Origin of the sequence: Arthrobacter sp. AG258 (assembly GCF_004364695.1) — a bacterium.
Lineage (GTDB): Bacteria > Actinomycetota > Actinomycetes > Actinomycetales > Micrococcaceae > Arthrobacter.
Genome location: NZ_SOBI01000001.1, coordinates 219000 through 241738, shown reverse-complemented (window position 1 = coordinate 241738; position 22739 = coordinate 219000). Strand labels below are relative to the sequence as shown.

At 66.4% G+C, this 22739-nt stretch carries 24 protein-coding genes and 1 tRNA gene; 13 read left to right on the top strand and 12 right to left on the bottom strand.

Annotated elements, in window-relative coordinates:
* The first annotated feature begins 37 nt into the window (after window positions 1-37).
* The 4 genes from adhP (at window position 38) to DFO47_RS01120 (ending at window position 3922) form a co-directional block, all read left to right on the top strand.
* Window positions 38-1060 (top strand): alcohol dehydrogenase AdhP, encoded by a 1023-nt coding sequence (gene adhP / locus DFO47_RS01135; protein WP_208294352.1) that lies wholly within the window; start codon window positions 38-40, stop codon window positions 1058-1060.
* Window positions 1060-1467, top strand: coding sequence for a DUF779 domain-containing protein (locus DFO47_RS01130; protein WP_018760549.1), 408 nt, complete (start codon window positions 1060-1062; stop codon window positions 1465-1467). The genes adhP and DFO47_RS01130 overlap by 1 nt, the downstream gene beginning before the upstream one ends.
* A gap of 173 nt (window positions 1468-1640) precedes the next feature.
* On the top strand, window positions 1641-3200 hold the full coding sequence (locus DFO47_RS01125) for an amino acid permease (RefSeq protein WP_109044313.1): 1560 nt from the start codon (window positions 1641-1643) through the stop codon (window positions 3198-3200).
* A 77-nt stretch (window positions 3201-3277) separates the two neighbouring features.
* Window positions 3278-3922 carry a TetR/AcrR family transcriptional regulator gene (locus tag DFO47_RS01120; protein WP_133830367.1) on the top strand — a complete coding sequence of 215 codons (645 nt, stop codon included), beginning with the start codon at window positions 3278-3280 and terminating at the stop codon, window positions 3920-3922.
* Window positions 3923-3933: 11 nt separating this feature from the next.
* On the opposite strand, the gene DFO47_RS01115 is transcribed toward DFO47_RS01120, so the two are convergent.
* From DFO47_RS01115 to DFO47_RS01105, 3 genes are all read right to left on the bottom strand, one after another.
* Window positions 3934-4569 (bottom strand): DUF2461 domain-containing protein, encoded by a 636-nt coding sequence (locus DFO47_RS01115; protein WP_133830366.1) that lies wholly within the window; start codon window positions 4567-4569, stop codon window positions 3934-3936.
* A 140-nt stretch (window positions 4570-4709) separates the two neighbouring features.
* Window positions 4710-6206 carry a catalase gene (locus DFO47_RS01110; RefSeq protein WP_133830365.1) on the bottom strand — a complete coding sequence of 499 codons (1497 nt, stop codon included), beginning with the start codon at window positions 6204-6206 and terminating at the stop codon, window positions 4710-4712.
* A gap of 7 nt (window positions 6207-6213) precedes the next feature.
* Window positions 6214-6699, bottom strand: a complete 486-nt coding sequence (locus tag DFO47_RS01105; RefSeq protein ID WP_018760544.1) for a Fur family transcriptional regulator — start codon at window positions 6697-6699, stop codon at window positions 6214-6216.
* Window positions 6700-6805: 106 nt separating this feature from the next.
* On the opposite strand from DFO47_RS01105, the gene DFO47_RS01100 reads away from it, so the two are divergent.
* Window positions 6806-8077, top strand: coding sequence for an MFS transporter (locus DFO47_RS01100; RefSeq protein WP_109044315.1), 1272 nt, complete (start codon window positions 6806-6808; stop codon window positions 8075-8077).
* A gap of 28 nt (window positions 8078-8105) precedes the next feature.
* Complete coding sequence (gene htpX, locus DFO47_RS01095; protein WP_109044316.1) at window positions 8106-8972, top strand: zinc metalloprotease HtpX; 867 nt, start codon at window positions 8106-8108, stop codon at window positions 8970-8972.
* Between the two features lie 47 nt (window positions 8973-9019).
* Here htpX and DFO47_RS01090 read toward each other — a convergent pair whose 3' ends face one another.
* Complete coding sequence (locus tag DFO47_RS01090; RefSeq protein ID WP_018760541.1) at window positions 9020-9511, bottom strand: YajQ family cyclic di-GMP-binding protein; 492 nt, start codon at window positions 9509-9511, stop codon at window positions 9020-9022.
* Between the two features lie 185 nt (window positions 9512-9696).
* Here DFO47_RS01090 and DFO47_RS01085 point away from each other — a divergent pair, with 185 nt between their 5' ends.
* Window positions 9697-9951, top strand: coding sequence for a hypothetical protein (locus DFO47_RS01085; protein ID WP_026264315.1), 255 nt, complete (start codon window positions 9697-9699; stop codon window positions 9949-9951).
* Window positions 9952-10119: 168 nt separating this feature from the next.
* A tRNA-Tyr gene (locus tag DFO47_RS01080) sits at window positions 10120-10201 on the top strand.
* Between the two features lie 255 nt (window positions 10202-10456).
* Here DFO47_RS01080 and DFO47_RS01075 read toward each other — a convergent pair.
* Together DFO47_RS01075 and DFO47_RS01070 are read right to left on the bottom strand one after the other, a co-directional pair.
* Entirely contained in the window at window positions 10457-11476 is a 1020-nt protein-coding gene (locus DFO47_RS01075) for a LysM domain-containing protein (RefSeq protein WP_133830364.1), read from the bottom strand.
* A gap of 341 nt (window positions 11477-11817) precedes the next feature.
* Window positions 11818-12552 (bottom strand): potassium channel family protein, encoded by a 735-nt coding sequence (locus DFO47_RS01070; RefSeq protein WP_133830363.1) that lies wholly within the window; start codon window positions 12550-12552, stop codon window positions 11818-11820.
* A gap of 72 nt (window positions 12553-12624) precedes the next feature.
* Between DFO47_RS01070 and DFO47_RS01065 the strand changes: the two genes are divergently transcribed.
* Window positions 12625-13179, top strand: coding sequence for an acyl-CoA thioesterase (locus tag DFO47_RS01065; RefSeq protein WP_018760537.1), 555 nt, complete (start codon window positions 12625-12627; stop codon window positions 13177-13179).
* A 93-nt stretch (window positions 13180-13272) separates the two neighbouring features.
* The gene (trxA, locus tag DFO47_RS01060) at window positions 13273-13710 is read left to right on the top strand and encodes a thioredoxin (RefSeq protein WP_133830362.1); all 438 of its coding nucleotides are present in this window, start codon (window positions 13273-13275) and stop codon (window positions 13708-13710) included.
* Between the two features lie 62 nt (window positions 13711-13772).
* Here trxA and DFO47_RS01055 read toward each other — a convergent pair whose 3' ends face one another.
* Window positions 13773-14051 (bottom strand): antibiotic biosynthesis monooxygenase, encoded by a 279-nt coding sequence (locus DFO47_RS01055; protein WP_018760535.1) that lies wholly within the window; start codon window positions 14049-14051, stop codon window positions 13773-13775.
* Window positions 14052-14153: 102 nt separating this feature from the next.
* Here DFO47_RS01055 and DFO47_RS01050 point away from each other — a divergent pair, with 102 nt between their 5' ends.
* The gene (locus DFO47_RS01050; RefSeq protein ID WP_133830361.1) at window positions 14154-15830 is read left to right on the top strand and encodes an AMP-binding protein; all 1677 of its coding nucleotides are present in this window, start codon (window positions 14154-14156) and stop codon (window positions 15828-15830) included.
* On the opposite strand, the gene DFO47_RS01045 is transcribed toward DFO47_RS01050, so the two are convergent.
* The 4 genes from DFO47_RS01045 to DFO47_RS01030 all read right to left on the bottom strand — a co-directional run bounded on the left by DFO47_RS01045 (window position 15831) and on the right by DFO47_RS01030 (window position 19527).
* Complete coding sequence (locus DFO47_RS01045) at window positions 15831-16148, bottom strand: hypothetical protein (protein ID WP_133830360.1); 318 nt, start codon at window positions 16146-16148, stop codon at window positions 15831-15833.
* 137 nt (window positions 16149-16285) lie between these two features.
* Entirely contained in the window at window positions 16286-17779 is a 1494-nt protein-coding gene (locus DFO47_RS01040; protein WP_133830359.1) for a hypothetical protein, read from the bottom strand.
* A 68-nt stretch (window positions 17780-17847) separates the two neighbouring features.
* Window positions 17848-18438, bottom strand: a complete 591-nt coding sequence (locus tag DFO47_RS01035; protein ID WP_133830358.1) for a hypothetical protein — start codon at window positions 18436-18438, stop codon at window positions 17848-17850.
* Between the two features lie 105 nt (window positions 18439-18543).
* Window positions 18544-19527, bottom strand: coding sequence for a 3-methyladenine DNA glycosylase (locus DFO47_RS01030; RefSeq protein ID WP_133830357.1), 984 nt, complete (start codon window positions 19525-19527; stop codon window positions 18544-18546).
* 136 nt (window positions 19528-19663) lie between these two features.
* Here DFO47_RS01030 and DFO47_RS01025 point away from each other — a divergent pair, with 136 nt between their 5' ends.
* Window positions 19664-20077, top strand: coding sequence for a VOC family protein (locus DFO47_RS01025; RefSeq protein ID WP_018760529.1), 414 nt, complete (start codon window positions 19664-19666; stop codon window positions 20075-20077).
* A 21-nt stretch (window positions 20078-20098) separates the two neighbouring features.
* Here the strand turns inward: DFO47_RS01025 and DFO47_RS01020 are convergent, their stop codons facing one another.
* Window positions 20099-21283 (bottom strand): SLC13 family permease, encoded by a 1185-nt coding sequence (locus DFO47_RS01020; protein WP_133830651.1) that lies wholly within the window; start codon window positions 21281-21283, stop codon window positions 20099-20101.
* A gap of 62 nt (window positions 21284-21345) precedes the next feature.
* Between DFO47_RS01020 and DFO47_RS01015 the strand changes: the two genes are divergently transcribed.
* Complete coding sequence (locus tag DFO47_RS01015; RefSeq protein WP_018760527.1) at window positions 21346-22731, top strand: cystathionine beta-synthase; 1386 nt, start codon at window positions 21346-21348, stop codon at window positions 22729-22731.
* Window positions 22732-22739: the final 8 nt, after the last annotated feature.

Sequence of the window (22739 nt, the reverse complement as noted above, 5' to 3'; positions counted from 1 at the left end):
GCACCACCTCCACTACAACGACGCAAGGATTTCGCCAATGACGACGACAATGCAAGCAGCAGTAGTAACCGAATTCGGCACCGAACTGTCCGTCCAGGACATCGACGTTCCGGTGCCCGGGCCCGGGCAGGCACTGGTCAAGGTGCTCACCACCGGCGTCTGCCACACGGACCTGCACGCCGCGGAGGGCGACTGGCCGGTGAAGCCCACACCGCCGTTCGTTCCCGGCCACGAAGGTGTCGGCGAAGTGGTGGCCCTCGGCGAGGGCGTCACCGACCTCGCACTCGGCGATCTCGTGGGCAACGCCTGGCTCTGGTCCGCCTGCGGCGACTGCCAGTACTGCCGCACCGGCTGGGAAACACTGTGCGAGTCGCAACAGAACGGCGGCTACAGCGTGGACGGCTCCTTCGGGGAGTACATGCTCGTGGACTCGCGCTTCGCGGCCCGCATACCGGCGGGATCCGACCCCGTCGAGGTGGCGCCGGTGCTCTGCGCCGGCGTCACCGTCTACAAAGGCCTGAAGATGACCGAGGCGACGCCGGGCCAATGGGTCACCATCTCCGGCATCGGTGGCCTGGGCCATATCGCCGTCCAATACGCAGCGGCCATGGGCCTGCGCGTCGCCGCGGTGGATATCGCCGACGACAAACTCGCCCTGGCAAGGACCCACGGCGCCGAAGTGACAGTCAACGCCTTGCATGAAGACCCGGCGGAAGTGATCCAACGGGAAACAGGAGGCTGCCATGGAGTCCTGGTTACTGCGGTGCACCCGTCAGCGTTCGGGCAGGCGATCGGCATGGCCCGCCGCGGTGGCACCATCGTGTTCAACGGTCTGCCGCCTGGGGACTTTCCGGCGCCGATTTTCGACATTGTGCTCAAGGGGTTGACGGTCCGCGGCTCGATCGTCGGCACCCGGCAGGACCTGGCGGAAGCCCTGGATTTCTACGCCCGGGGGAAGATCCACCCCACGGTCTCCGTGCGGGAGCTTTCCGAGGTCAACGCCGTGTTCGACGAGATGAAGCACGCCAAGATCGACGGCCGCGTGGTGCTGAAGTTCTGATGCCTATCCATGGGCTTGAGGCCGCCGTGACGCTGCCCGGGGAAGACTTCTCCCGGGTGGCGCTCACGCCCGCGGCCGTGGACCTCCTGCGGATGCTCTGGGAGCGGCACGGTCCGCTCATGTTCCACCAGTCGGGCGGCTGCTGTGACGGGTCCTCGCCAATGTGCTACCCGGCAGGGGATTTCATCACCGGGGATTCGGACGTCCTGCTGGGGCTGTTCGACCTGTCGGACGGAGTGCAGCCCCTGCCCCTGGAGTTCTGGATGTCCCGGGAACAGTTCAATTACTGGAGCCACACGCATCTGACTGTCGACGTTGTTCCGGGCCGGGGAAGCGGCTTTTCCGTGGAGGCGCCCGAGGGCAAACGCTTCCTGATCCGCTCAACCCTGATGGACTGGCCCGTCTAGGAAGTTCGGCCAAGATGCTCCGGGGCTCTCCATCAGGAGGGCCCAGGATGCGTTGGCGGAATATAGTTCGGGCTTTTGGCCGTCTCACTATTCGGGACAATTGGGACCGTCCAGTGGATGGACACTATCGTTGATAGGTCTGTTTCCATCACATACCAGGATTGTGACCCCCAATGAATCTTCTGCGGACAAAATCAATCGAGCAATCGATCGCTGACGCCGATGAACCCGGACGCAAGCTCAAGCGCTCCCTCAGCACCTGGGACCTCATGATCATGGGCGTCGCCGTTGCAGTGGGCGCCGGCATCTTTTCCGTTGGCGCCAAGGCTGCCGCGAACTTCGCCGGCCCCGCCGTCACGCTGTCCTTCGCCATCGCCGCCGTCACCTGCGCGCTGGCCATCATGTGCTACGCCGAGTTCGCCACCGCCATCCCCGTGGCCGGTTCAGCCTATGTCTTCACGTATGCCACCATGGGCGAACTCCTTGCCTGGATCATCGGCTGGAACCTGATCCTGGAGCTGTTCACCGCCGCCGCCGTGATCGCCAAATACTGGGGCATCTACCTCAGCAAGGTCTTCGCCCTCACCGGCGCCGATATTCCGCCCGCCATCTCCCTGGGCGGCGTGGACCTCTACTGGGGTGCCTTCCTGATCGTGGCCATCTTCACCGTGCTGCTGGTCCTGGGCACCAAGCTCTCCGCCCGGGTTGGCAACATCTTCACCATGATCAAGATCGGCGTGGTGCTCTTCGTGATCGTGGTGGGCTTCACCTACGTCAAGGTTGAAAACTACACCCCGTTCGTTCCCGCGGCAGAGCCCACCGCAAGCACCGGCGGCGCGGATGTGCTGAAGCAGTCCTTCTTCGGTTTCCTTACCGGTGCTGCCCCGGCCCAGTACGGCACCCTGGGCATCTTCGCCGGTGCCGCCCTGGTGTTCTTCGCCTTCATCGGATTCGACGTGGTGGCTACCTCGGCCGAGGAAGTCAAGAACCCGCAAAAGACCCTTCCCCGGGGCATCTTCGGCGGCCTGGCCCTGGTCACGCTGCTGTACATCCTGGTGTCACTGGCGCTGACCGGGATGGTGTCCTACACCCAGCTGGCCGAGGCCAAGAGCCCCACCCTCACCACCGCCTTCGAGGCGGTCGGCGACACGTCGGCCGCCAAGGTCATCGCCTTCGGATCCCTGGTGGGCCTGACCACCGTGATCATGGTGCTCCTCATGGGCCTGTCCCGTGTGGTGCTCGCCATGAGCCGCGATGGCCTGCTGCCCCGGGCCCTGTCCAAGACCAGCGAAAAGCGTTCGACGCCGGCACGCCTCCAGATCATCTGCGGCGCCGCGGTAGCCCTTGTTGCGGGCCTTACCAACGTGGACCTGCTGGAGGAAATGATCAACATCGGTACGCTCTCCGCGTTCGTGGTGGTGAGCCTGGGAATCCTGGTGCTCCGCAAGAAGCGCCCGGACCTGAAGCCGGCCTTCCGTGTCCCGTTCGGCAAGGTGCTGCCGGTTGTCTCCGCCGTCCTGTGCCTGTACCTCATGACCAACCTCGCCGTGGAGACCTGGATCTTCTTTGCCATCTGGCTGGTCATCGGCCTGGCCATCTACTTTGCCTACGGCCAGCGCCACTCGCGGCTCAACGAGCGCTTCGCTGAAGCCAACGCGGCCGTCAACAGCCGTCCCGGCACCGCAGAGGCAGCTGATGCGTCAGATGACGAGGACGAGCTGTCCCGGACCTGAGGTCCTTCACCCGCAAGAACTGCCCGCCCGGCCCCTGCCGGGCGGGCAGCGGCGTTTCCGGCTCCTAGGATGGAGGTATGGCACGTCCCTCCCGTTCAGAACGCAAAACTGAACTGCTCGCTGCCATCCTTGACTACCTGATGGACAAGACCCTGGCCGAGCTGAGCTTCCGGAGCCTCGCCGAGGGCCTGGGGATGAGCTCCTACACGCTGGTGTACCACTTCGGCAGCCGGGAACAATTGATCAACGACATCGTGGTGTCCATCGAGTCGCGCCTGGACCGGATGCGCAATACCGATGTCCGCGATATTGACCGGGACGCGTGGCGGGCATTCCTGCTCGACTCGTGGCAGTGGACCATGGCCCAGCGGAACCGGCACCTGACCCGGCTCGAATTCGAGGCCACGGCGCAGGACATTGTGGCTGCCACGCCCCGGGGCACGGCGCAGGAGCATTTCCGCCTGCTGCACCACAAGACCCGCGACTGGCTGATGGTCCAGGGCATTCCCGAAGAGTACGCGGACACCGATGCCAGGCTCTTTACGTCCACCTTCTACGGCCTGCAGTTCGATTTCGTGGTGATGAACCAGCCCGATGCCGCCACCAAAGCCTTCGAACTCATGCTGGCCGTGTTCTTCAACAACCTCGAGACGCGCCTCGAAGCCGCAACACGGCACCCCGCAGCACAGCATCCGGCAGCACAGCACCCCGCAGCACCATAGGCCGGAGGGTATCAGGGGGATGCGTAGCGGCCCACCCACTCTACGAGCGGTCGGAGTTTCCGCCACCGTTCTTCAATCTCAGCCTTGGCGTCCGGTGTGGAAACCCACCCCGGCTGGCCTACCTCGACCCCGGCGGACAGCGATTTGTGCTTGAGGAGCTCGGCGCGGGGGTGGTCTCTCGCGAAACCCCGCGGGACGGTCTTCAGTTTCTCGCCCTCGATGGCAAAACCTGCTCCGGTCACGGCATCCACGATGTCCTGCAGCGCGGACCCGCTTGCGGAAGCGTCGGCGGCCGATCGGAACCGGGCCAGCTGGGCAGGGGTGTGGGAATGGTAGCCGCCGCCGATCAACAGTCCGTCCGCATTGATCTGGAGATAGAAACCGACGCCTTCCTGGCGTGCAGCGAATGCTCCCTGGGCGGTTTTGTACGGCGACTTGTCCAGTGAAAAGCGGATGTCCCGGTTGGGACGGAACAGCTTGGCGGGCCCAAACTCGGGCTCCAGCTCGGAGAGAAGGGCGGTGAGCGGCTGTTTCACCGCCTGCTCATACGTCGCCTTGTGTTCCTGCCACCAGTCGCGGTTGTTGTTCTCTTCCAGCTGCGCGTAGAAGCCAAAGGCCTCGGGTGGAATGCCTGCGAAAGTGCTCATGTAGGGAGCCTAGGACTGCCTGCCGCAACCGGCCAGATCCCGTGGGCGTATGTGCAAAAACACCTGCCGGACAGCAGAACACCCCGTTCCCGGCAGTCCGGGAACGGGGTGTTCTGTGGCCCACGGGCCTGAAGGCGGTACTAGCCGACCTTGTTGGCGGACTCTGCGGCCGACGTCGGAGCGGAGGGGGCATCCCCTGCGCCGAGGTTGGCGCGCAGCTTGGCGCCGAGTTCGGCGTCGACGTTGGTCCAGTACTGGATGGCCCGTTCCTTGATGTCGGCGCTCTTGACGCCGCCCACTGCACCGGAGATGGTCTCCAGGAACCGGGCCTTGGCGGCCTCGTCGTAGACCTCGCGGTACAGCGCACCGGCCTGCACGAAGTCGCTGTCCTCCGCGTGGAGGGAGTGCGCGGCAAGGGTCAGCTCGCCGTCATTCTCCCAGCCGCCGGCCGGGTTCTGCGGCTCAACCGCAGCGGGGCCGCCCACGGAGTTCGGTGCATAGACCGGAACCGACGGGGCGTTGAACAGGTAGCGTCCCGCGCCGTCCTGGCTGTAGTTGTTGACCTGGTTCTTGGGCTGGTTCACCGGGATCTGGGCGTGGTTGGTGCCCACGCGGTAGCGGTGCGCATCGGCGTAGGAGAAGATGCGGGCCTGCAGCATCTTGTCCGGCGAGGCGGCAATGCCGGGGACGAAGTTCGACGGCGCAAACGTGGCCTGCTCGATCTGCGCGAAGTAGTTCTCCGGGTTGCGGTTCAGCTCCATGGTGCCAACCCTGATCAGCGGGTAGTCGCTGTGCGGCCACACCTTGGTCAGGTCGAACGGGTTGAAGCGGTAGGTCTTGGCGTCCTCGTACGGCATCACCTGGACGTGCAGGTCCCAGGAGGGGAAGTTGCCGGCGGCGATGTTCTCGGACAGGTCGCGGATGTAGAAGTCCGCGTCGGAACCGGCCAGCTGCTCAGCCTGCTCGCTGGTCATGGAGTTCACGCCCTGGTTGGACTTGAAGTGGTACTTGACCCAGAAGCGCTCGCCTGCGGCGTTGATCCACTGGTAGGTGTGCGAGCCGTAGCCCTGCATTTCGCGCCAGGAGGCGGGCAGGCCGCGGTCACCCATGAGCCAGGTGACCTGGTGTGCGGACTCGGGGGACAGGGTCCAGAAGTCCCACTGCATGTCGGCGTCGCGCAGGTGCGTGCCCGGGAGTCGCTTCTGCGAGTGGATGAAGTCCGGGAACTTGATGCCGTCGCGGATGAAGAAGACGGGGGTGTTGTTGCCCACGAGGTCGTAGTTGCCCTCGGTGGTGTAGAACTTCACGGCAAAACCGCGGGGATCGCGCCAGGTGTCCGGGGAACCGTTCTCGCCGGCGACGGAGGAGAAGCGGATCAGCATCTCGGTCTCGGCGCCCGGCTGCAGGAACGCGGCCTTGGTGTACTTGGAGATGTCCTCAGTGGCCTTGAACGTGCCGAATGCGCCGCCGCCCTTGGCGTGCACTACACGCTCCGGAACCCGTTCGCGGTTGAACTGGGCAAGCTTTTCGATGAGGTAGTGGTCGGTCAGGATGATGGCACCGTCGGCACCAACTGACTTCGAGTGAGCGTCGGACGTAACCGGCGCACCTGACTGGGTTGTGGAAACGGCAGTCATTGTTCTCCTATTTCTCTTTTTCTTGCGAGGGACTATGGGGAGGAAGTTGCTGGGCCCGCTGGCAGTCCTGGCAGATGCCCTGGTACATGACGTCCGCGATCTGGATGGTCATGGGCTTGGCGTCAGGGTTCCAGTGGGGCGTGAGGCACGGGGCATGGCCGACGGCGCAGTCCACGTCCTCCACCCGCCCGCAGCTGATGCAGATGGCGTGGTGGTGGTTGTCGCCCACGCGTGTCTCGTACAGCGCGGGGGAGTGCGGGGGCTCGAAGCGGCGCAGCATGTGCAGGTCCGTCAGGTCGCCCAGGACCACGTAGACAGACTGGGCCGTCAGCTCGGGCAGTTCGGCCCGGGCGGCGGCCAGGATGCTTTCGGCAGGTGAATGCGGGTGGCGTTCGACGGCGGCCAGCACAGCGAGCCGCTGCTTGGTCACCCTGCGGCCGTGGGCGCGCAGGGCCGCAGCCCAAGCGTCCTGGCCGTCAAAGTGCTCCGTCATGGCTCCATTCAAACACTTATTTTGAATTTATCGCAATAAGGCGCGGCTAACCTCCCGCCAATTCCTGGTGAACGGCAGGCGGTCCAGGTGACATTAGGGTTGCAGGGTGGGGAAACTGCTTGCTGACATGACGCCGCTCAAGGAGAGCCCCGCATTCCGCCGGCTCTGGCTCGGCTCGGCGGTATCCGCCGTCGGCAGCCAACTCACCTTGGTGGCCGTAAGCCTCGAGGTGTACCGGCTCACCCAGGACAGCTTTTATGTTGGCCTGCTGGGCGTCTTTGCGCTGGTTCCGCTGGTGGTGGGCGGGCTCATGGGCGGCTCCATTGCGGACGCGCACGACCGCCGGCGCATCGCCCTGCTGGCCACTGCGGTGCTCTGGTTGACCACCGGCCTCATTGCCCTGCAGGCCTGGGTGCAGCTGGGCAACGTGTGGGTGCTGTACCTGCTGGTGGCACTGCAGAGCGGGGCGCAGGCCATCAACCAGCCGGCCCGCAGCGCCATCATCCCCATGCTCATCCGCAAGGAACTCCTGCCTGCCGCCAACGCCCTGAGCATGCTCTCCCTGGGCCTTGCCATGACCGCCGGGCCCCTGCTGGCCGGCCTCCTTGTCGCGTGGCTGGGCTTCGGCTGGACGTACACCATCGATTTCGTGAGCTTCGCGTTTGTGCTGTGGGCTGTGTACCGGTTGCCGCCCATGGCGCCCACCGGGGGCCAGCGCAAGGCGGGGATCCGCTCCGTGGTGGAGGGATTCCGGTTCCTTGGCACCCGGCCCAACCTCCGCATGACGTTCATCATTGACCTCATCGCCATGATCCTTGCCCAGCCGCGGGCGCTGCTGCCCGCCGTTGCCGCCGTGATGATCGGCGGCGGAGAGGCAACCGTGGGCATCCTGCTGGCATGCACCGCCGTCGGCGCCTTTCTTGCCGGGCTGTTCTCCGGCCCGCTGGGCAGCGTGCGCCGCCAGGGGACCGCCGTCGTGGTTTCCGTCATGGGCTGGGGCGCATCCATCGGGGCCTTCGGGCTGGTGGTTCTGCTGGCCGGCCGGGCGCCGGGCGGCGGCGCCACCCTGTGGTTGGTGCCGGCTGCCGTCTGCTGCGCCCTGGCCGGCATCGCGGACTCCATCAGCAGCGTCTTCCGCAACACCATTCTCCAGGCGGCCGCCCCGGACCACCTGCGCGGGCGGCTTCAAGGGGTCTTCATCGTGGTGGTGGCCGGCGGACCGCGGATCGGCGACCTGCTGGCCGGCGGCGCGACTAGGATTTTGAATGAGGGCTGGGTCCTGCTGCTCGGCGGTCTGTTGTGCATCGCGGGCGCCTGGCTGGCGGCTCAGCTGCAGCCGGGATTCCGCCGGTATGACGCCCGGAACCCGGTACCTTAGCGGACCGTTCCCTTAGTGAGGAGGAAACGTGCACAATCATCACAACGGCTTGAAGACTGCGGCCCTGTTTGGCGTCCTGTGGGCGGTGCTGCTGGGTCTCGGCGGCCTGATCGGGGTGGGAACGCGCAGCTCGGCCCCCATCTGGATCATGGCCCTGATCGGCGTCGGCACCACCTTCTACGGGTACTGGAACAGCGACAAGATCGCCATCCGGTCCATGCAGGCTTTTCCGGTCACCGAAGCGCAGGCCCCGCAGCTTTACCAGATTGTCCGGGAGCTCTCGGCCCGCGCCAACCAGCCCATGCCGCGCATCTACGTCTCGCCCACCATGAACCCCAACGCGTTCGCCACCGGACGCAACCCGCGCAACGCGGCCGTCTGCTGCACCGAGGGCATCCTTCAGCTCCTGGATGCCCGCGAGCTCCGGGGTGTGCTGGGGCACGAACTCATGCACGTGTACAACCGCGACATCCTCACCTCCTCGGTGGCTGCCGCCGTCGCCGGCGTCATCACCTCGGTGGGGCAGATGCTCCTGTTCTTCGGCGGGGGAGACCGGCGCAACGCCAACCCGCTGGCCATGATCGCCATGGCTTTGCTGGCGCCCTTCGCGGCATCACTGATCCAGATGGCCATCTCCCGAACCAGGGAATACGACGCCGACGAGGACGGTTCGCAGCTGACCGGCGATCCGCTGGCGCTTGCCTCAGCCCTGGCCAAGATTGAGCGCGGCGTCAGCATTGCTCCGCTGCCGCAGGACCAGCGCCTGGTCAACGCCTCGCACCTGATGATCGCCAACCCGTTCCGTGGGGGCGCCATGAACAAGCTGTTCGCCACCCACCCGCCTATGCGGGACCGGATTGCCCGGCTCGAGCGGATGGCCGGCCGTCAGCTGTAGCCGCTCCCTGCACGCATGTGCGCGCAGGGAACGCCTGCGGCGGCAGCCTAGCTGCGGAAGTTCACGAACTGCAGATCGGCTTCCTCGAAGTCCTTCAGGAGTGCCATGGTGGCCTGGAGATCGTCACGGGACTTGGAGGAGACGCGCAGCTCATCGCCCTGGATTTGCGACTTGACCGACTTGGGGGCTTCGTCGCGGATCAGCTTGTTGATCTTCTTGGCCAGGTCCTGGGCGATGCCCTCCTTGATGGAGGCTTCCAGTCGGAATTCCTTGCCGGAGGCGTAGGGCTCGCCGGTGTCCAGCGACTTCAGTGAGATGCCCCGGCGGATCAGCTTGGACTGCAGCACGTCCAGGACGGCCAGCACGCGCTCCTCCGAATTGGCCTTCATGAGGATCTTCTCGCCGCTGAAGTCCACCTCCGCGCCGACGCCCTTGAAGTCGTAGCGCTGCGTGAGTTCCTTCTGGGCCTGGTTGAGGGCGTTGGCCACTTCCTGTTTGTCCACTTTGCTTACGACGTCGAACGTTGACTCGCCTGCCATGACTCTCCTTTTGCTGATGGGAGCCCTGCGCGTAACAGGGCCGGGATCACTGGCATCAAGCCTAATACGGATGCCCCCGCCCGGGGGTGGCGATGAATTCACAGTTCCCTCACAGCGGACGCACCGCGGGAACGAAGGCGCCCTGGCGAGAGTTGGAGCAGTCGTAAATGCTCGAAGGGAACACCATGCACCGCAAAGCCGCCCGTTACGTCACCCGGACCACCTCAGCAGCAGCCGGGGCGGTGGCAACGGCGGCAACCTCGGTGGCCGCTGCGGCGGTGGCGGCCTCGATCGTTTTGAGCCCGGTGGCGGACGCGTCCTCGCGGATGGACGGCGTGCGGGCCGACCTCCAGCGGGCGGTGCAGTTGAACCAGATCACCGCAGAGCAGGCGCTCAGTTTCGAAGCCAAGCTCGCAGGGCGCATCCTGGGTGAAGCCTGACCGGGGGCGTCTTTTCCCGTCATTCCAGGGGATTATGGGTGCTGCAGGGCCCGATTCGATTCTTCGCCGGAAGTTCTGTAAAGTTGTCTTGCCCGCGGTTACTGGAAGCGGAACGGACCGGAAACGGACGCTCCTAACACTGCATCGGCGGGTACTTCTTTGAAGTTCGGCAGATTACCCGAGCGGCCAAAGGGGGCTGACTGTAAATCAGCTGGCAACGCCTACGGGGGTTCGAATCCCTCATCTGCCACCCTTGGAAAAGCCTCCGGAACCTTCAGGTTCCGGAGGCTTTTTCGTGTCTCCGGGCAGGTCCGGAGGACGCCCGGAAGCGGCGCCGGACCGTCGTCGACACGACGCAACGGCCGGGTCGCCAATGAAGGACGCCGAACTCACCCTCCGGCGAAGCGCCATGGCCTTGTCCGCGGATCCTGCCGGTTAAGGTTCGGACCCGCGGACAAGCTTCTGAAATCCCGGTTCAGCGCCGCGCGCCGTGGTTTACGTGCAGTCAGTTCAACGCGATCAGGAGCATCGTGCTGGTGCCCGGGATGCAGGTTTGCAGGATGGCCCGCGGGAACCCGCCGAAGACCGCAATCACGTCGTTGGTGGTTCCGGGGTTGGGGACGGTGCCGCGGCCGGTCACGGTGTAGGTGCCGTAGCCGGGGATGCTGACGGTCTCACCCACCCCTATTCCGGAGAACCGCGCCCAGCCGCCGCAGAAGTCGTGCTCTGTGATGAACAGCGAGTACCCGTCGTTCGGGGTGAAGTGGATGGGGCCGATGCACGCGTCCACCATTGACTGGCCGCCCGACCCTGCCACATAGATGGTGCGGACAGCGGGTGCTGCCGGTGCCGGTGCCGGCGCAGGTGCAGGAGCCGCGGCGGGGGCCGGGGCTGCTGCCGGGGCAGGCGCGGCGGCTGGAGCCGGTGCCGGGGCGGCCACCGCTATGGCAGGGCCGGTCAGCAGCAGTGTTTGGCCCGGGTAGATGATGCTGTACGCGCCCAGGCCGTTGGCAGCGAGCATGGCATTCATGTCCACGCCGTGGCTGGCAGCAATCCCGCCCACCGTGTCGCCAGAGACCACGGTGTAGACGTTGGGGTCACCCGCCGGTTCGGGAGCTGGAGCCGGTTCGGGAACTGGAGCCGGCGCTGGAGCCGGTTCGGGGGCTGCTGCCGGTGCCGGGGCTGCCTCCGCAGCTGGCGCGGCCACGGGCGCGGCCGCAGCGGCCGGAGTATCGGGTGCGTTTTCTCCGGAGGAGTCTGCTGCCTCGCCGGAGTCAACGTCGGGAGCCGGCGACGGAACGGCGGCCGCCGCCACCTGGACCGCCGCCGCGGGTGTGCCTCCGCTGAGGGACGCAGGCGGCGCAGCCATGGCGCCGATGCCCATCGCGGCCACAACGGCCGCCGTGGCCATGCCGGCCCATAACTTGTTGCTGATGACCGGACGTCCGGTGGTGAGGTCCGTCCGGGGTTCGTCGGTGACAAAGCTTCTGCTGGTGCCGTCGGAAGGGGGGAGAGGCTGGTTCATGGGGGGCCCATCTGGGTTCGGTCCCGCCAGGACATGCGGTGCATGCCCACGGTCAAGGACGGATCGCGATGCCGTTGCACCGCTGGCCCCGGCGGGTGCCGGAGGCCGCGTGCGGCGCAAGATGGAGGCATCCGCATACCCAGAAAATGCGGAGCTCCGCGTGATGGCAGGAACGTCCGGAAGCAACCCGGTGCACCTGCCGGTGCGTGGTGGTCCTAGGAATCCCGAGTCTAGGAATCCGGCCACCGAGCGGGCACCAGTAGGAATTACCCGAGTTTTCGGCACCGGTACTCGTCCCCGGCAGCGCCCCTACTCAGGCCGGGAGCGTGCGGTACTTGCTGCTACAGCGCCCGGCGGTCCCGCAGTTCCGCGATTTCCCGGCGCAGCAGGGCGATCTCAGCCACCAGTTCCGCCACTTCCACCCGCATGGGTTCTTCAACGGCTTCGGCAACCGATTCCGCTGTGTCCTCCACCCGCTGGACCAGCCACGATGCGATGGAGGCCGTTACCACGCCCAGCACGGCAATCCCGCTCATCATCAGCGCGGTCGCCACCAGCCGGCCAATGGGCGTGACCGGATACATGTCCCCGTAGCCAACCGTGGTGATGGTGGACGTGGCCCACCACAGGGCGTCGCCGAACGTGAGGATCTTGGCGTCCGGCGCCCACTGTTCCACGTCCAGGACTGCCAGCGCGCCCACGAAGACCAGCAGGGCGGCGGAACCGGCCACATAGGTAACCACCCGGCCGCGCAGCGTTTCGCCCACTGTCCGGTGCAGGACTGACAACAGGGTCACCAGCCGCAGCAGGCGCAGCGGCCGGAAGAACGGCAGCGCCACGATGACCAGCTCGTGGAGGTTGCGGATGAACCACTGCCGGCGGTTCTCCGCCAGCCACAGGTTCGCCGCATAGTCCAGCACGAACACGCACCACGTCACCCACATGACCATTTCCAGCCAGTCCGCGCCGCTGCCCTCAAGCCGGCCGATGACCTGCCACGCGTAGGCTGCCAGGAACACCAGTGCCGTTGCCATCAGGGGCCACTCCGCCAGATCGCGATAGCGTTGCTGCGTCATGCAGGAAATCCTACGGTGATGCCCCAGCCAACAGCAGGTGCCCAGCATGTTACCCGCGGGTAGCATTGGGGCATGCACCTGCTCCTGAGAACCATCCTCCTGCTGTTCCGTTCCGCCCGGCGCGCGCCCGTCTCCGTGTGGGAGTCCTCGTCGCTGCCACTTCGGGTCCTGCCCACGGACATCGACATCGCCATGCACGTGAACAACGGCATGTACCTCTCCCTCATGGACCTCGGCCGGTTCGACCTCATGGTGCGCAGCGGCGTCTGGAAGCGGATGCGCCGCCGTGGCTGGAGCCCGGTGGTTTCCGCGGAAACCATCGCCTTCCGCAAGTCGCTGCAGCTGTGGCAGGACTACACCATCGAGACCCGCGTCATCGGGCTGGACACCAAGGCGATCTTCTTCGAGCAGCGCATGGTGGCCGACGGCGAGATTTACGCACGTGCCTACATCGCCACCCGGCTGGTCACCAAAGGAGGCCCGGTCAGCCAGGAAGACATCATCGCGGAGTTTGGTGCCCCGCCGGCGGACCTGGTGCTGCCCGAATGGATCCACGAATGGCGCGCTACCAGCGCCCTCCCCGGCAGCCGCACCCCCGCCCCGCACCTGTGGGATGCCTACCGCTGAACCGTTGTGTCGTCGTCGTACGCCGGGTATTCCCGATGACGCGGGGAGCGAACACCCGCGACACGGACAGCCCCGGGCGCGTAGCGTAGTCGCATGGCTACCCTTGACATCACAGGTGAACAGTTCGCATCCACGATCGAAGGCAACGACATTGTCCTGGTCGATTTCTGGGCAGAATGGTGCGGCCCCTGCAAGCAGTTCGGCCCCACCTACGCCGCCGTTTCCGAGAAGCACCCTGACGTCGTGTTCACCAAGGTGGACACCGAAGCAGAGCAGCAGCTGGCGGCGGAGGCAGGCATCACCTCCATCCCCACCCTGATGGCCTTCCGTGAAAAGGTGCTGGTGTTCTCGCAGCCCGGCGCCCTGAACGCCCAGCAGCTGGAGCAGGTGGTGGACGCGGTTAAGGCCCTGGACATGGAGGAGGTCCACGCGCATGTGGCCCGCCAGCGGGAAGAAGCCGCTGCCGCGGCCGGGAAGCACGCCGCCACCCAGGGCGGTCCACAGGACGGCACCCAGATTCCCGACTTCTAGACCCTCGTTAACGCACACTGCGGGACCCCTTCCGGGGTCCCGCAGTGTGCGTTAATACGTCCCTAGACGCGTTCCACCTTGACCGGTTCGGCCAGCAGTGCGCTCAGCGATTCGTTCAGGTCCTGCACCGCGGTGCCCTTGGAGTGCTTGTCCAGCTCTTCCTGGGACGCCCACTGCTCGGTCAGCACCAGCTTCTCTTCCGTGGCTTCGGTCAGCTCGTAACGGATGCAGCCCGGTTCATTCACCACCTCGTCGATGGCGATTTCCAGGGCAAGTTTGACGCGGAAGAACTCGCCGTCGTTGGGAATGAACGTTGCTATCAGGTCAATGGGTGCACTCATGGTTTTCACAATACCGGGCGCCGCCGGTCCGTCTCGTGCGTTGCGGTCGAGTCCGGCCCCGCCTTCCTTCTCCTGCCGGGATCCTGTTGGTAGCGTTCCAGCATGCGTGCATATACAGCCGGGGACACTGACGTCCCGCTCCTGGAAGAAACCATTGGCGCAAATTTCGAGCGCGTCGCCGCCCACTTTCCGCTGCATGACGCGCTGATCGAGGCCGCGCCCGTGCCCGGCGCCGATGCCCGGCGCTGGAGCTACACCAAGATGAACGACGACGTCGACCGACTGGCGCGTGCGCTCCTCGCCCTGGGTGTCGCCAAGGGGGAGCGGGTGGGCATCTGGAGCCCCAACTGCGCCGAATGGACGCTCGTGCAGTACGCCACCGCCAAAGCTGGCGTGATCCTGGTCAACGTCAACCCCGCCTACCGCAGCCACGAACTCGAATTCGTCGTCAAGCAAAACGGCATGCGCATGCTGGTCACGGCGCCATCGGACAGCAACAGCGACTATGTCGGCATGGCCCGCCAGGCCTTGGCCGCGTGCCCGGACCTGAAGGAACTCGTCTTCCTGCCGGACCATGGCCTGGACGGGCTGTCGGCCGGCAGCCCCCAAGGCGGCGCGGAACTCACGTACGCTGAACTGCTCAAGCGGGCGGACGACGTCGGGCACGCTGCCCTGAAGGCCCGGATGGCTGAGCTCAGCCCGCATGATCCCATCAACCTGCAATACACCTCCGGTACCACGGGATTCCCCAAAGGCGCCACGCTGACCCACCACAACATCCTCAACAACGGCTACGCGATCGGCGAGTTGCTGGGGTACACCGAGCACGACCGGGTGGTCATCCCCGTGCCGTTCTATCACTGCTTCGGCATGGTGATCGGCAACCTGAACGCGCTCAGCCACGGGGCCGCCACCATCATCCCCGGGCGCGGTTTCTCGCCTGCCGCCGCACTCGAGGCCGTGCAGGACTTTGCCGGCACGTCGCTGTACGGGGTGCCCACCATGTTCATCGCCGAGTTGGCACTCCCGGACTTCGGCTCCTATGACCTTTCGACGCTCCGGACCGGGGTGATGGCCGGCTCGCTGTGCCCCATCGAGGTGATGAACCGGGTGATTTCCGAGATGAACATGGTGGATGTGGCCATCTGCTACGGCATGACCGAAACGTCCCCGGTGTCCACCATGACGCGCAAGGGCGACACGCTGCACCAGCGCACCGAGACCGTGGGCCGCACCATGCCGCAACTTGAAAGCAAGATCGTGGATCCTGCCACCGGTGAAGACCTTGAACGCGGGCAGATCGGAGAACTCTGCACCCGCGGTTACGCCGTCATGGCTGGATACTGGAACCAGCCGGACAAGACCGCCGAGGCCATCGACGCGGAAGGTTGGATGCACACCGGCGACCTGGCCCGCATGGACGACGACGGCTATGTGGTGGTGGAAGGCCGGAGCAAGGACATGGTGATCCGCGGGGGCGAGAATATCTACCCGCGCGAGATTGAGGAGTTCCTGTATTCCCACCCGTCCATCCAGGACGTCCAGGTCATCGGGGTCCCGGATCCGAAATATGGCGAGGAACTGATGGCCTGCATCATCCTCAAACCCGGAGCGGAGCCACTGGACGCCGCGGCAGTGGCTGAGTTCTGCCGCGGCCGGCTGGCGCACTTCAAGATTCCCCGCTACGTGGAGGTCCGGGAGAACTTCCCCATGACGGTCTCCGGGAAGATCCGCAAAGTCCAGATGCGGGAGGAAGCGGTGGCGCGGCTGGGGCTCTGACTAGCCGGGCTGCTGCACCAGGTCGAATCGGACTTCGCCCTCGCAGATCGAGGTGATCCGGACGGTGTAGCCGTCAAAGGTCGCTTCCTGCCCGAGTGCCAATCCTGGAAAGTCCTTCGATGCCGGGCTGCTGACCTCGAACAAGGCTACCGACAGGTCCGCCGTCGGCGGGTCATTCTTCAGGTGTGTGCTGGACAGTCGCACGAGCGGTGTGGCATCCGGGCCCCGCGGGGAGTCCGGCAGAAGCGGAAAAGAGCCATTTGCAGACGGGATGATCCGGTAAGTTCCAGTGTGGGTGCAGCTTGCCGTTGACGTCATGGTTGGCTCCTTTGAGGCTTGGGATGAGTGCGGTTGGGACGGCTCCGCCGAGGGGGAGCAGCCGCTCAGCGAGAGTGCCAGAGGCAAAACCGTGCAGGCGAGAACGCGGCTGCGAAGCCGCAGGGCGGGACGCGGCATCAGCCCGCCACCGTGGCATCGCTGAAGAGCCTGCTGAATTCGTCCTGCGAGATCTGCATGCGCGGCTCGGAAGGGCCCCATGGATTTTGAAGGATGATGTTCCCCCGCTCGTCAACTCCGGTCACGAAATAGGCGTGGCCGGCATGGTATCCGATGGGCGCCTCCTCCGGCGTTTCACCCAGTGTTGTGACCAAGGCCGGGCGTCCCCTGCGGGCCGCTTCCCACAGCTTCCCGGCGTCATCGGTGCGTTCCACGTCCGGTCCCGCCAAATACTGGAATGCGTCGGGACCCCAGTTGCCTTCAATGGCGCGGTAGTTCCCTGGCGGGTACGCCTGGTCCGGGGGCGCCCCTTCCGCTGTCCCGTCGTTTCTGTCGTCCTCGGTGTAAACCTGGGCCAGCGCTTTCTCAACATAGGCAGGCCAGTTGCCGCCAAACCCTGCTTTGGCTCCCATCTGTGCGCCATTGCTGTTTGCCGGCAGGTCCGAGGTGACGGTCACCCACTGCTCCTCTCCGTTCTTGTCGAACAGCAGGACGGAAACCGTGCCGTTGCCGTTATCCGTTACGTGCTCGCGGGCCCAGCCCGGATCGGCATTGACCATGGCCCCGGCGGCGGCCAAAACCACGCAGTCCCCGTACTGCCCCTGCCTGATGTCGCCAGTGCCCGGGCGTTGTCCGATCACCGGCCACTTGGGTTCCATCCACCGGTCCGTGCTGCTGGCCTCAGGGCCATCAGGCCTCGCTGCATCTCCCATGGCCTGCCCGTCCGGCTGGGCCCACGGGATGAGGTCCTTCAGGCGCCCCACCTGCTCTGCTGACGCCTTGGACAGGAACTGGTCCAGCAGTTGCTGGCGTTCGAAAGGCGTGGCTCCCTCCCAGTTGAACAGTCCCTTGCCGTCGGCCGCCGCGCCGCTGCCCAGGCTTCGGAGCTCATCATCGGTTAACGACTCCAGCAACTGGTTCAGCTGGGCAGGTTTGAGCCCGGTCAAGGCGTCACGGAGCTTGTTGACGTCCGAATCGTTGCCCACAAAGAAGTTGTCGCCCGACGCAGCGTCCCTGACCAGGCCCCGGAGCCTGTCCAGTTCGGGCGCCGAAAGGTTCGCTTCGCCGCGGTCGGGGTGGCGCACCAAGGAATGCTCCCCGCCAGTCAGGTAATCGGACGTCGCATCCCCGGCGGCCGTGCCGGGAGGGCCCCCGGCCGAACTGGTCCGGCCTGCCGCGCCACCGGCGCCGCTGGCGCGTTCCTGCTCGTCCGCGTGCCGTGCGGCTGCCTTCCCTGCGTCCGCAAGGGCCTCAATGACGCGGCCCAGCAGGAGGCTGTGCGTGCCATTCCAGTCGTTCCGGAACCCCTCGGCGTCGGCCCCTTTCCAGGTGCCCGGCTCGCCCACGTTCCTCGACAGCGCCGTGGCAGTGGACATCAAGCGCGCGGAGGAGGCGGTAAGGGCCTTCCCCAGGGCGCGAAGTTGGGCGACGTCCGCCCCGTAAATGCCTGCCATTATTCCCCCAATATCCAGTCGCAAGCTTACGCGAGGCGCCCCGCCGGAGGCATGGGGAGAACTGCCCGCTAGCTACTGCGGCCGGTTGGGCGGCGGGACAGCCGTAGCGCTACAACGGCGACGGCGCCCGCCGCCAGTGCGACCAAGGCCAGGACCGCTGCCCCGTTCCTTCCGGCCTGGGTGGCCTGCCGCGTCCCGCCGCCGGTCACCTCGTTGGCGGGAATCCGCCACTCGGACGGTGCCGGAAGGATTCCCTGCGGCAGTTGGGTCCCGCGCAGTTTCCGTCGGGCGGCCAGCCGCTCCCGCACCGCCTCATCGGGGGCAGCCTCCAGATCATCGGCGGCGATGGCAGTTGGGTAGTCGATGATGTAGGGCTCACCGTAAAACGCAGAGGACGCCGCCGACTCCACCCAGGTGAACGGTGGTGGGGCAACGTCCCGCGCTGCGAACGCGGTCAGCAGCATCTCCCGGATTTCGTCAAGGCTCTTGCCCGTGGCCCCGCGGCGAATCACGTCGAAGATGGCCAGTTGCAGCTTCAGTTTGGCATCCCCGTCAGGATCGTGCGCCTCCGGGTCCACCACCGCGGGGTCTTGCCCGGTTGGATCCACGTCCAGGGGTTCTCCGCCGGCGTGGTTGGTGCGTCCTGGATCGGAGCTCATGGGGTTCCTCTCACTCGTGGTCCGGCCGTGCCTGGCCGGACGCCACACCCTAGCCTTACCCATCCCGGTCCGGATCAAGCACCGGTTGACCTGCCGCGGAGGGTTTCAGTGCCGGCGGTGGTCCTGGATAGTCATGCGCGGGCCAAAAGTGGGCTTGCGGTAACCGGTGCTCTGGATCATCCGCACCACCCGCTGCCGGTGCCCGCGCCAGGGTTCCAGCAGTTGGATCATGCCGGCGTCGCCGGTCCTGCGCCCCGTGAGCGCGGCCCCGATGTAGGCCGCCAGGTGGTAATCGCCCACGGCGATGGAGTCCGGGCAGCCGTGGGTGCGCTGCACCACCTCGGCGGCGGTCCAGACTCCAATCCCGGGAATCACCTGCATTTTTTCTGCCGCTTCCGCGGCCGGCAACGCTGCCAGCCGCTCCAGGGCGGCGGCGGAGCGCAGCGCCCGCATGACGGTGGCGGAACGCTGGGGACCCACGCCGGCCTTGTGCCACTCCCAACTGGGGACCTGCAGCCATTGGGCCGCCGTTGGCGCCACGATGAGTCCTGCCGGAGTGGAGGCCCCCGCGCTCGGGGCCGGCGTCCCGTAGCGGTGGACCAGGTACCGGTAGGCGCGCCGGGCCTCCACCACCGTCACCTTTTGTTCCAGGATGATGGGCACCAACTGGTCCACCATGCGGCCGCTCGCGGGCAGGCGCAGCGCCTGGCTGCGCCGGCGTGCCTCCCGGACCATGCGGGGCAGCGTGGCATGGAAGGCGGGTTCGTCGAAATCCCGCCAGTCGTCGTCGGCCCCCAACAGCCGGGGTGCTGCCTGGACCGCGGCCGCAGCACCCGGGCCCCATGCCTGGACGTCCACCCAGGGGCCGCCCGCTCCGCCGCCCGCGGGGGACAGCCGCAGGGTGGCCGGGCCGGTGGGGGACGTAAAGGCATTCCAGATCACGTCGCCCTGGACGCAGAAAGACGGATCGCTGTTGCCCCGCAGCAGCGGTCCAAGGGTCCGGGACAAGCTGTAGGGCGCCTCCGGATACCAGCGCAGGGACACGTCCGCGGCGGCCGCCAGCCGGGGAGGTGCGTCTGCGATCGTCATGTCTTCCATGGTCCCACGGCCCACCGACACCGGCGGGACCATCGGCCCTTCTCCGCGTCGCAGCCCGGGACTAGGATCACTGCTGGCGCACGGGCAGCGGCTGCCCATAAGCCGTGCCGTCGGGAACCAGGAGGCCATGGTGGGCGGAGCAGTGCATTTTGAGATTCCCGCGGACGACCCTGAGCGGGCAATGAAGTTCTACCAGGAAGCCCTGGGGTGGCGGATGGAACCGGTGCCGGGGATGGACTACACCATGGTCATCACCACGGACATGGATGCGGCCACCGGGCAGCCAACCACGCCCGGGGCGATCAACGGCGGAATGATGGCCAGGGAAGGACGGATCACCGCTCCCGTCATCACCGTGGATGTTCCGGACATCAACGCCACACTGAAGACGGTGGAGGAGTTGGGCGGTGCAGTGGTCATGCCCAGGAACGAGATCCCCGGCATGGGCTACACGGCATACTTCCAGGATTCCGAGGGCAACGTGATGGGGCTCTGGCAGAACCTCGCGCCGCAGGCCACCGGGACCCCGGACGGCGCCTGAGCACCCTGGAAAGACGAGCCGTCAGGGCATCCCGGAAACCAGCCACAGCGCCAGCACGGCCAGCGGCACCGTCAGCAGGACTGCCACCAGCCCGGCCACCGCAAACCCGCCCCACCTGACAGGGACGTTCAGTACCCGCAGGCGCTCATGCCACAGCAGCGTGGCCAGCGAAGCCCAGGGGCTCACCAGCGGGCCCAGGTTCACGCCGATGAGCAGGGCGGCCAGCCTGGCCGGAGACCCGGCCACCGGCTCCAGGGCCAGGTAGGCGGGAAGGTTGTTCGCGGCGTTGGCCGCCCCCGCGCCCAGCCCGGCCAGTTGCAGGAGTGCCGGCAGTCCGTCGCCCGATCCGGCGATGCCTGCCAGCAGCGTGGTCAGCCCGTGTGCGTGCAGCGTTTCCATCAGCATGAACAGGCCCACTGTCAGCATCAGCGGCCGCCACGGGACCATGGACCAACGCAGGGCCGAGGGCCTGCGGCGCAGGAAGACCGCCAGCAGGACCGCCGCCGCGGCAAGGGCGGGGTACTGGACCGGGACGCCTGAGACCAGGGCCGGGAGCAGGACCAGGAGCGTCACGGCGGCGGCCTTCAACAGGGTGCGGTCGCGGACGGGATGCGTTGGCTGCGGCCCGTAGGTTCCGCGCAGGTCCCGCCGGAACGCCAACCAGAGCAGGACGAGGGGGACCAGCAGTCCCACGACGGCGGGCGCCCAGACCAGTCCCGCGAAGCGCCATGGGCTCAGGCCAAGCCGGTCCTGGGCCAGGAGGTTGGTCAGGTTGGAGACGGGCAGCAGGAGTGAGGCCGTATTCGCCAGCCAGATGCTGGTCAGCGCGAACGGCAGGGGAGGGATCCGGGCGTGGACAGCCAGGAGGACAACCACGGGTGTCACCAGCACGGCGGTGGTGTCCAGGGACAGGAACACCGTGGCCACCGTGGCCACGGCCACCACCAACAGCCAGAGGGTGAAAACGCTGCCCCTGCCCAGCGCCGCCAACCGGTTCGTCACCACGCGGAAAAGTCCTGCCTCGTCCACCAGTTCGGTCACCAGGGACATGGCCAGCACGAAAGCCAGGATGGGAATGGTGCGTCCGGCCAGTTCGCCGAAGGCCGGGACGGGGAGGGCGCCGACGGCGAGGGTGGCCAGGCCTGCCGCCAGGGTTGCGCCGGGCAGCAGGTAGCTGCGGGTGGCTTTCAGCCATGCGAACTGCATCACCGGGCTATCCTCGCATCCCGGGCGGGGAACGGCCTGCAGGAAGCGGTAGCTTTGTATCTATGAAGTACGCCCAGTCCATCCTGGACCTCATCGGCAATACGCCGCTCATCAAACTCAACCACGTGACCGAGGGCATCAAAGCCACCATTTTGGTCAAACTGGAGTACCTGAACCCCGGCGGTTCCATCAAAGACCGCATCGCGGCACAGATGATCGAGGATGCCGAACGCGAAGGCAAGCTGAAGCCGGGCGGCACCATCGTGGAGCCGACGTCCGGCAACACCGGCGTGGGCCTGGCCCTGGTGGCGCAGCAAAAGGGCTACAAATGCATCTTCGTGGTCCCGGACAAGGTGGGCGAGGACAAGCGGGCCGTGCTGCAGGCCTACGGCGCCGAAGTGGTGGTCACGCCCACGTCGGTCCCGCCGGAGAGCCCGCAAAGCTACTACGGCGTCTCGGACCGGATCACCCGGGAGACACCCGGTGCCTACAAGCCGGACCAGTTCTCCAACCCCGCCGCTCCGGGCAGCCACTACAAGACCACCGGCCCTGAGATTTGGCGTGATACCGACGGCAGGATCACGCACTGCGTCATCGGCGCCGGCACCGGCGGCACCATCACCGGGACCGGCCGCTATTTGAAGGAAGTTTCGGCTGACCGGCCGGAGTCCGACGGCGGCGTGGTCCGGATCATCGGCGCCGACCCCGAGGGCTCGGTCTACTCGGGCGGCACCGGGCGGCCCTACTTCGTCGAGGGCGTGGGCGAGGACATGTGGCCCGGCAACTACGACAAGTCCATCCCCGACGACGTGATCGCCGTCAGCGACGCCGACTCCTTCGCCATGACCCGGCGCCTGGCGCGGGAGGAAGGCCTGCTGGTGGGCGGTTCCTCCGGCATGGCGGTGGTGGCAGCGCTCAAGGCGGCGCGGGACCTGCCCGAAAGTGCCGTCGTCGTGGTCATCCTGCCCGACTCGGGCCGCGGATACCTGGCGAAGATCTTCAACGACCAGTGGATGCGCTCCTACGGCTTCCTCTCCGGGGGCGAGGAAACGTCGGTGGGTGAGGTCATCAAGTCCAAGACCGGCGAACTTCCGGACCTGGTACACATCCACCCCAACGAATCCGTGCGGGACGTCATCAACATCATGACCGAGTTCGGCGTCAGCCACATCCCGGTCCTCTCGCAGGAACCGCCCGTGGTCATGGGTGAGGTCCTGGGTGCCGTGGACGAACGAACGCTGACCGCCAAGCTGTTCCGCGGCGAAGCGAAGCTGACGGACAAGATTTCCGAACACATGGGCCCCAAGCTGCCCGTGATCGGGTCGCTGGAAACCATCTCCGCCGCCAGGGAGCTGCTCTCGGACACGGATACCCTGATGGTCACGTTTGTGGGCGCGCCCGTGGGAATCCTCACCCGGCACGACCTGCTGGCCTACCTGAGCAACTAAAGGAGCAC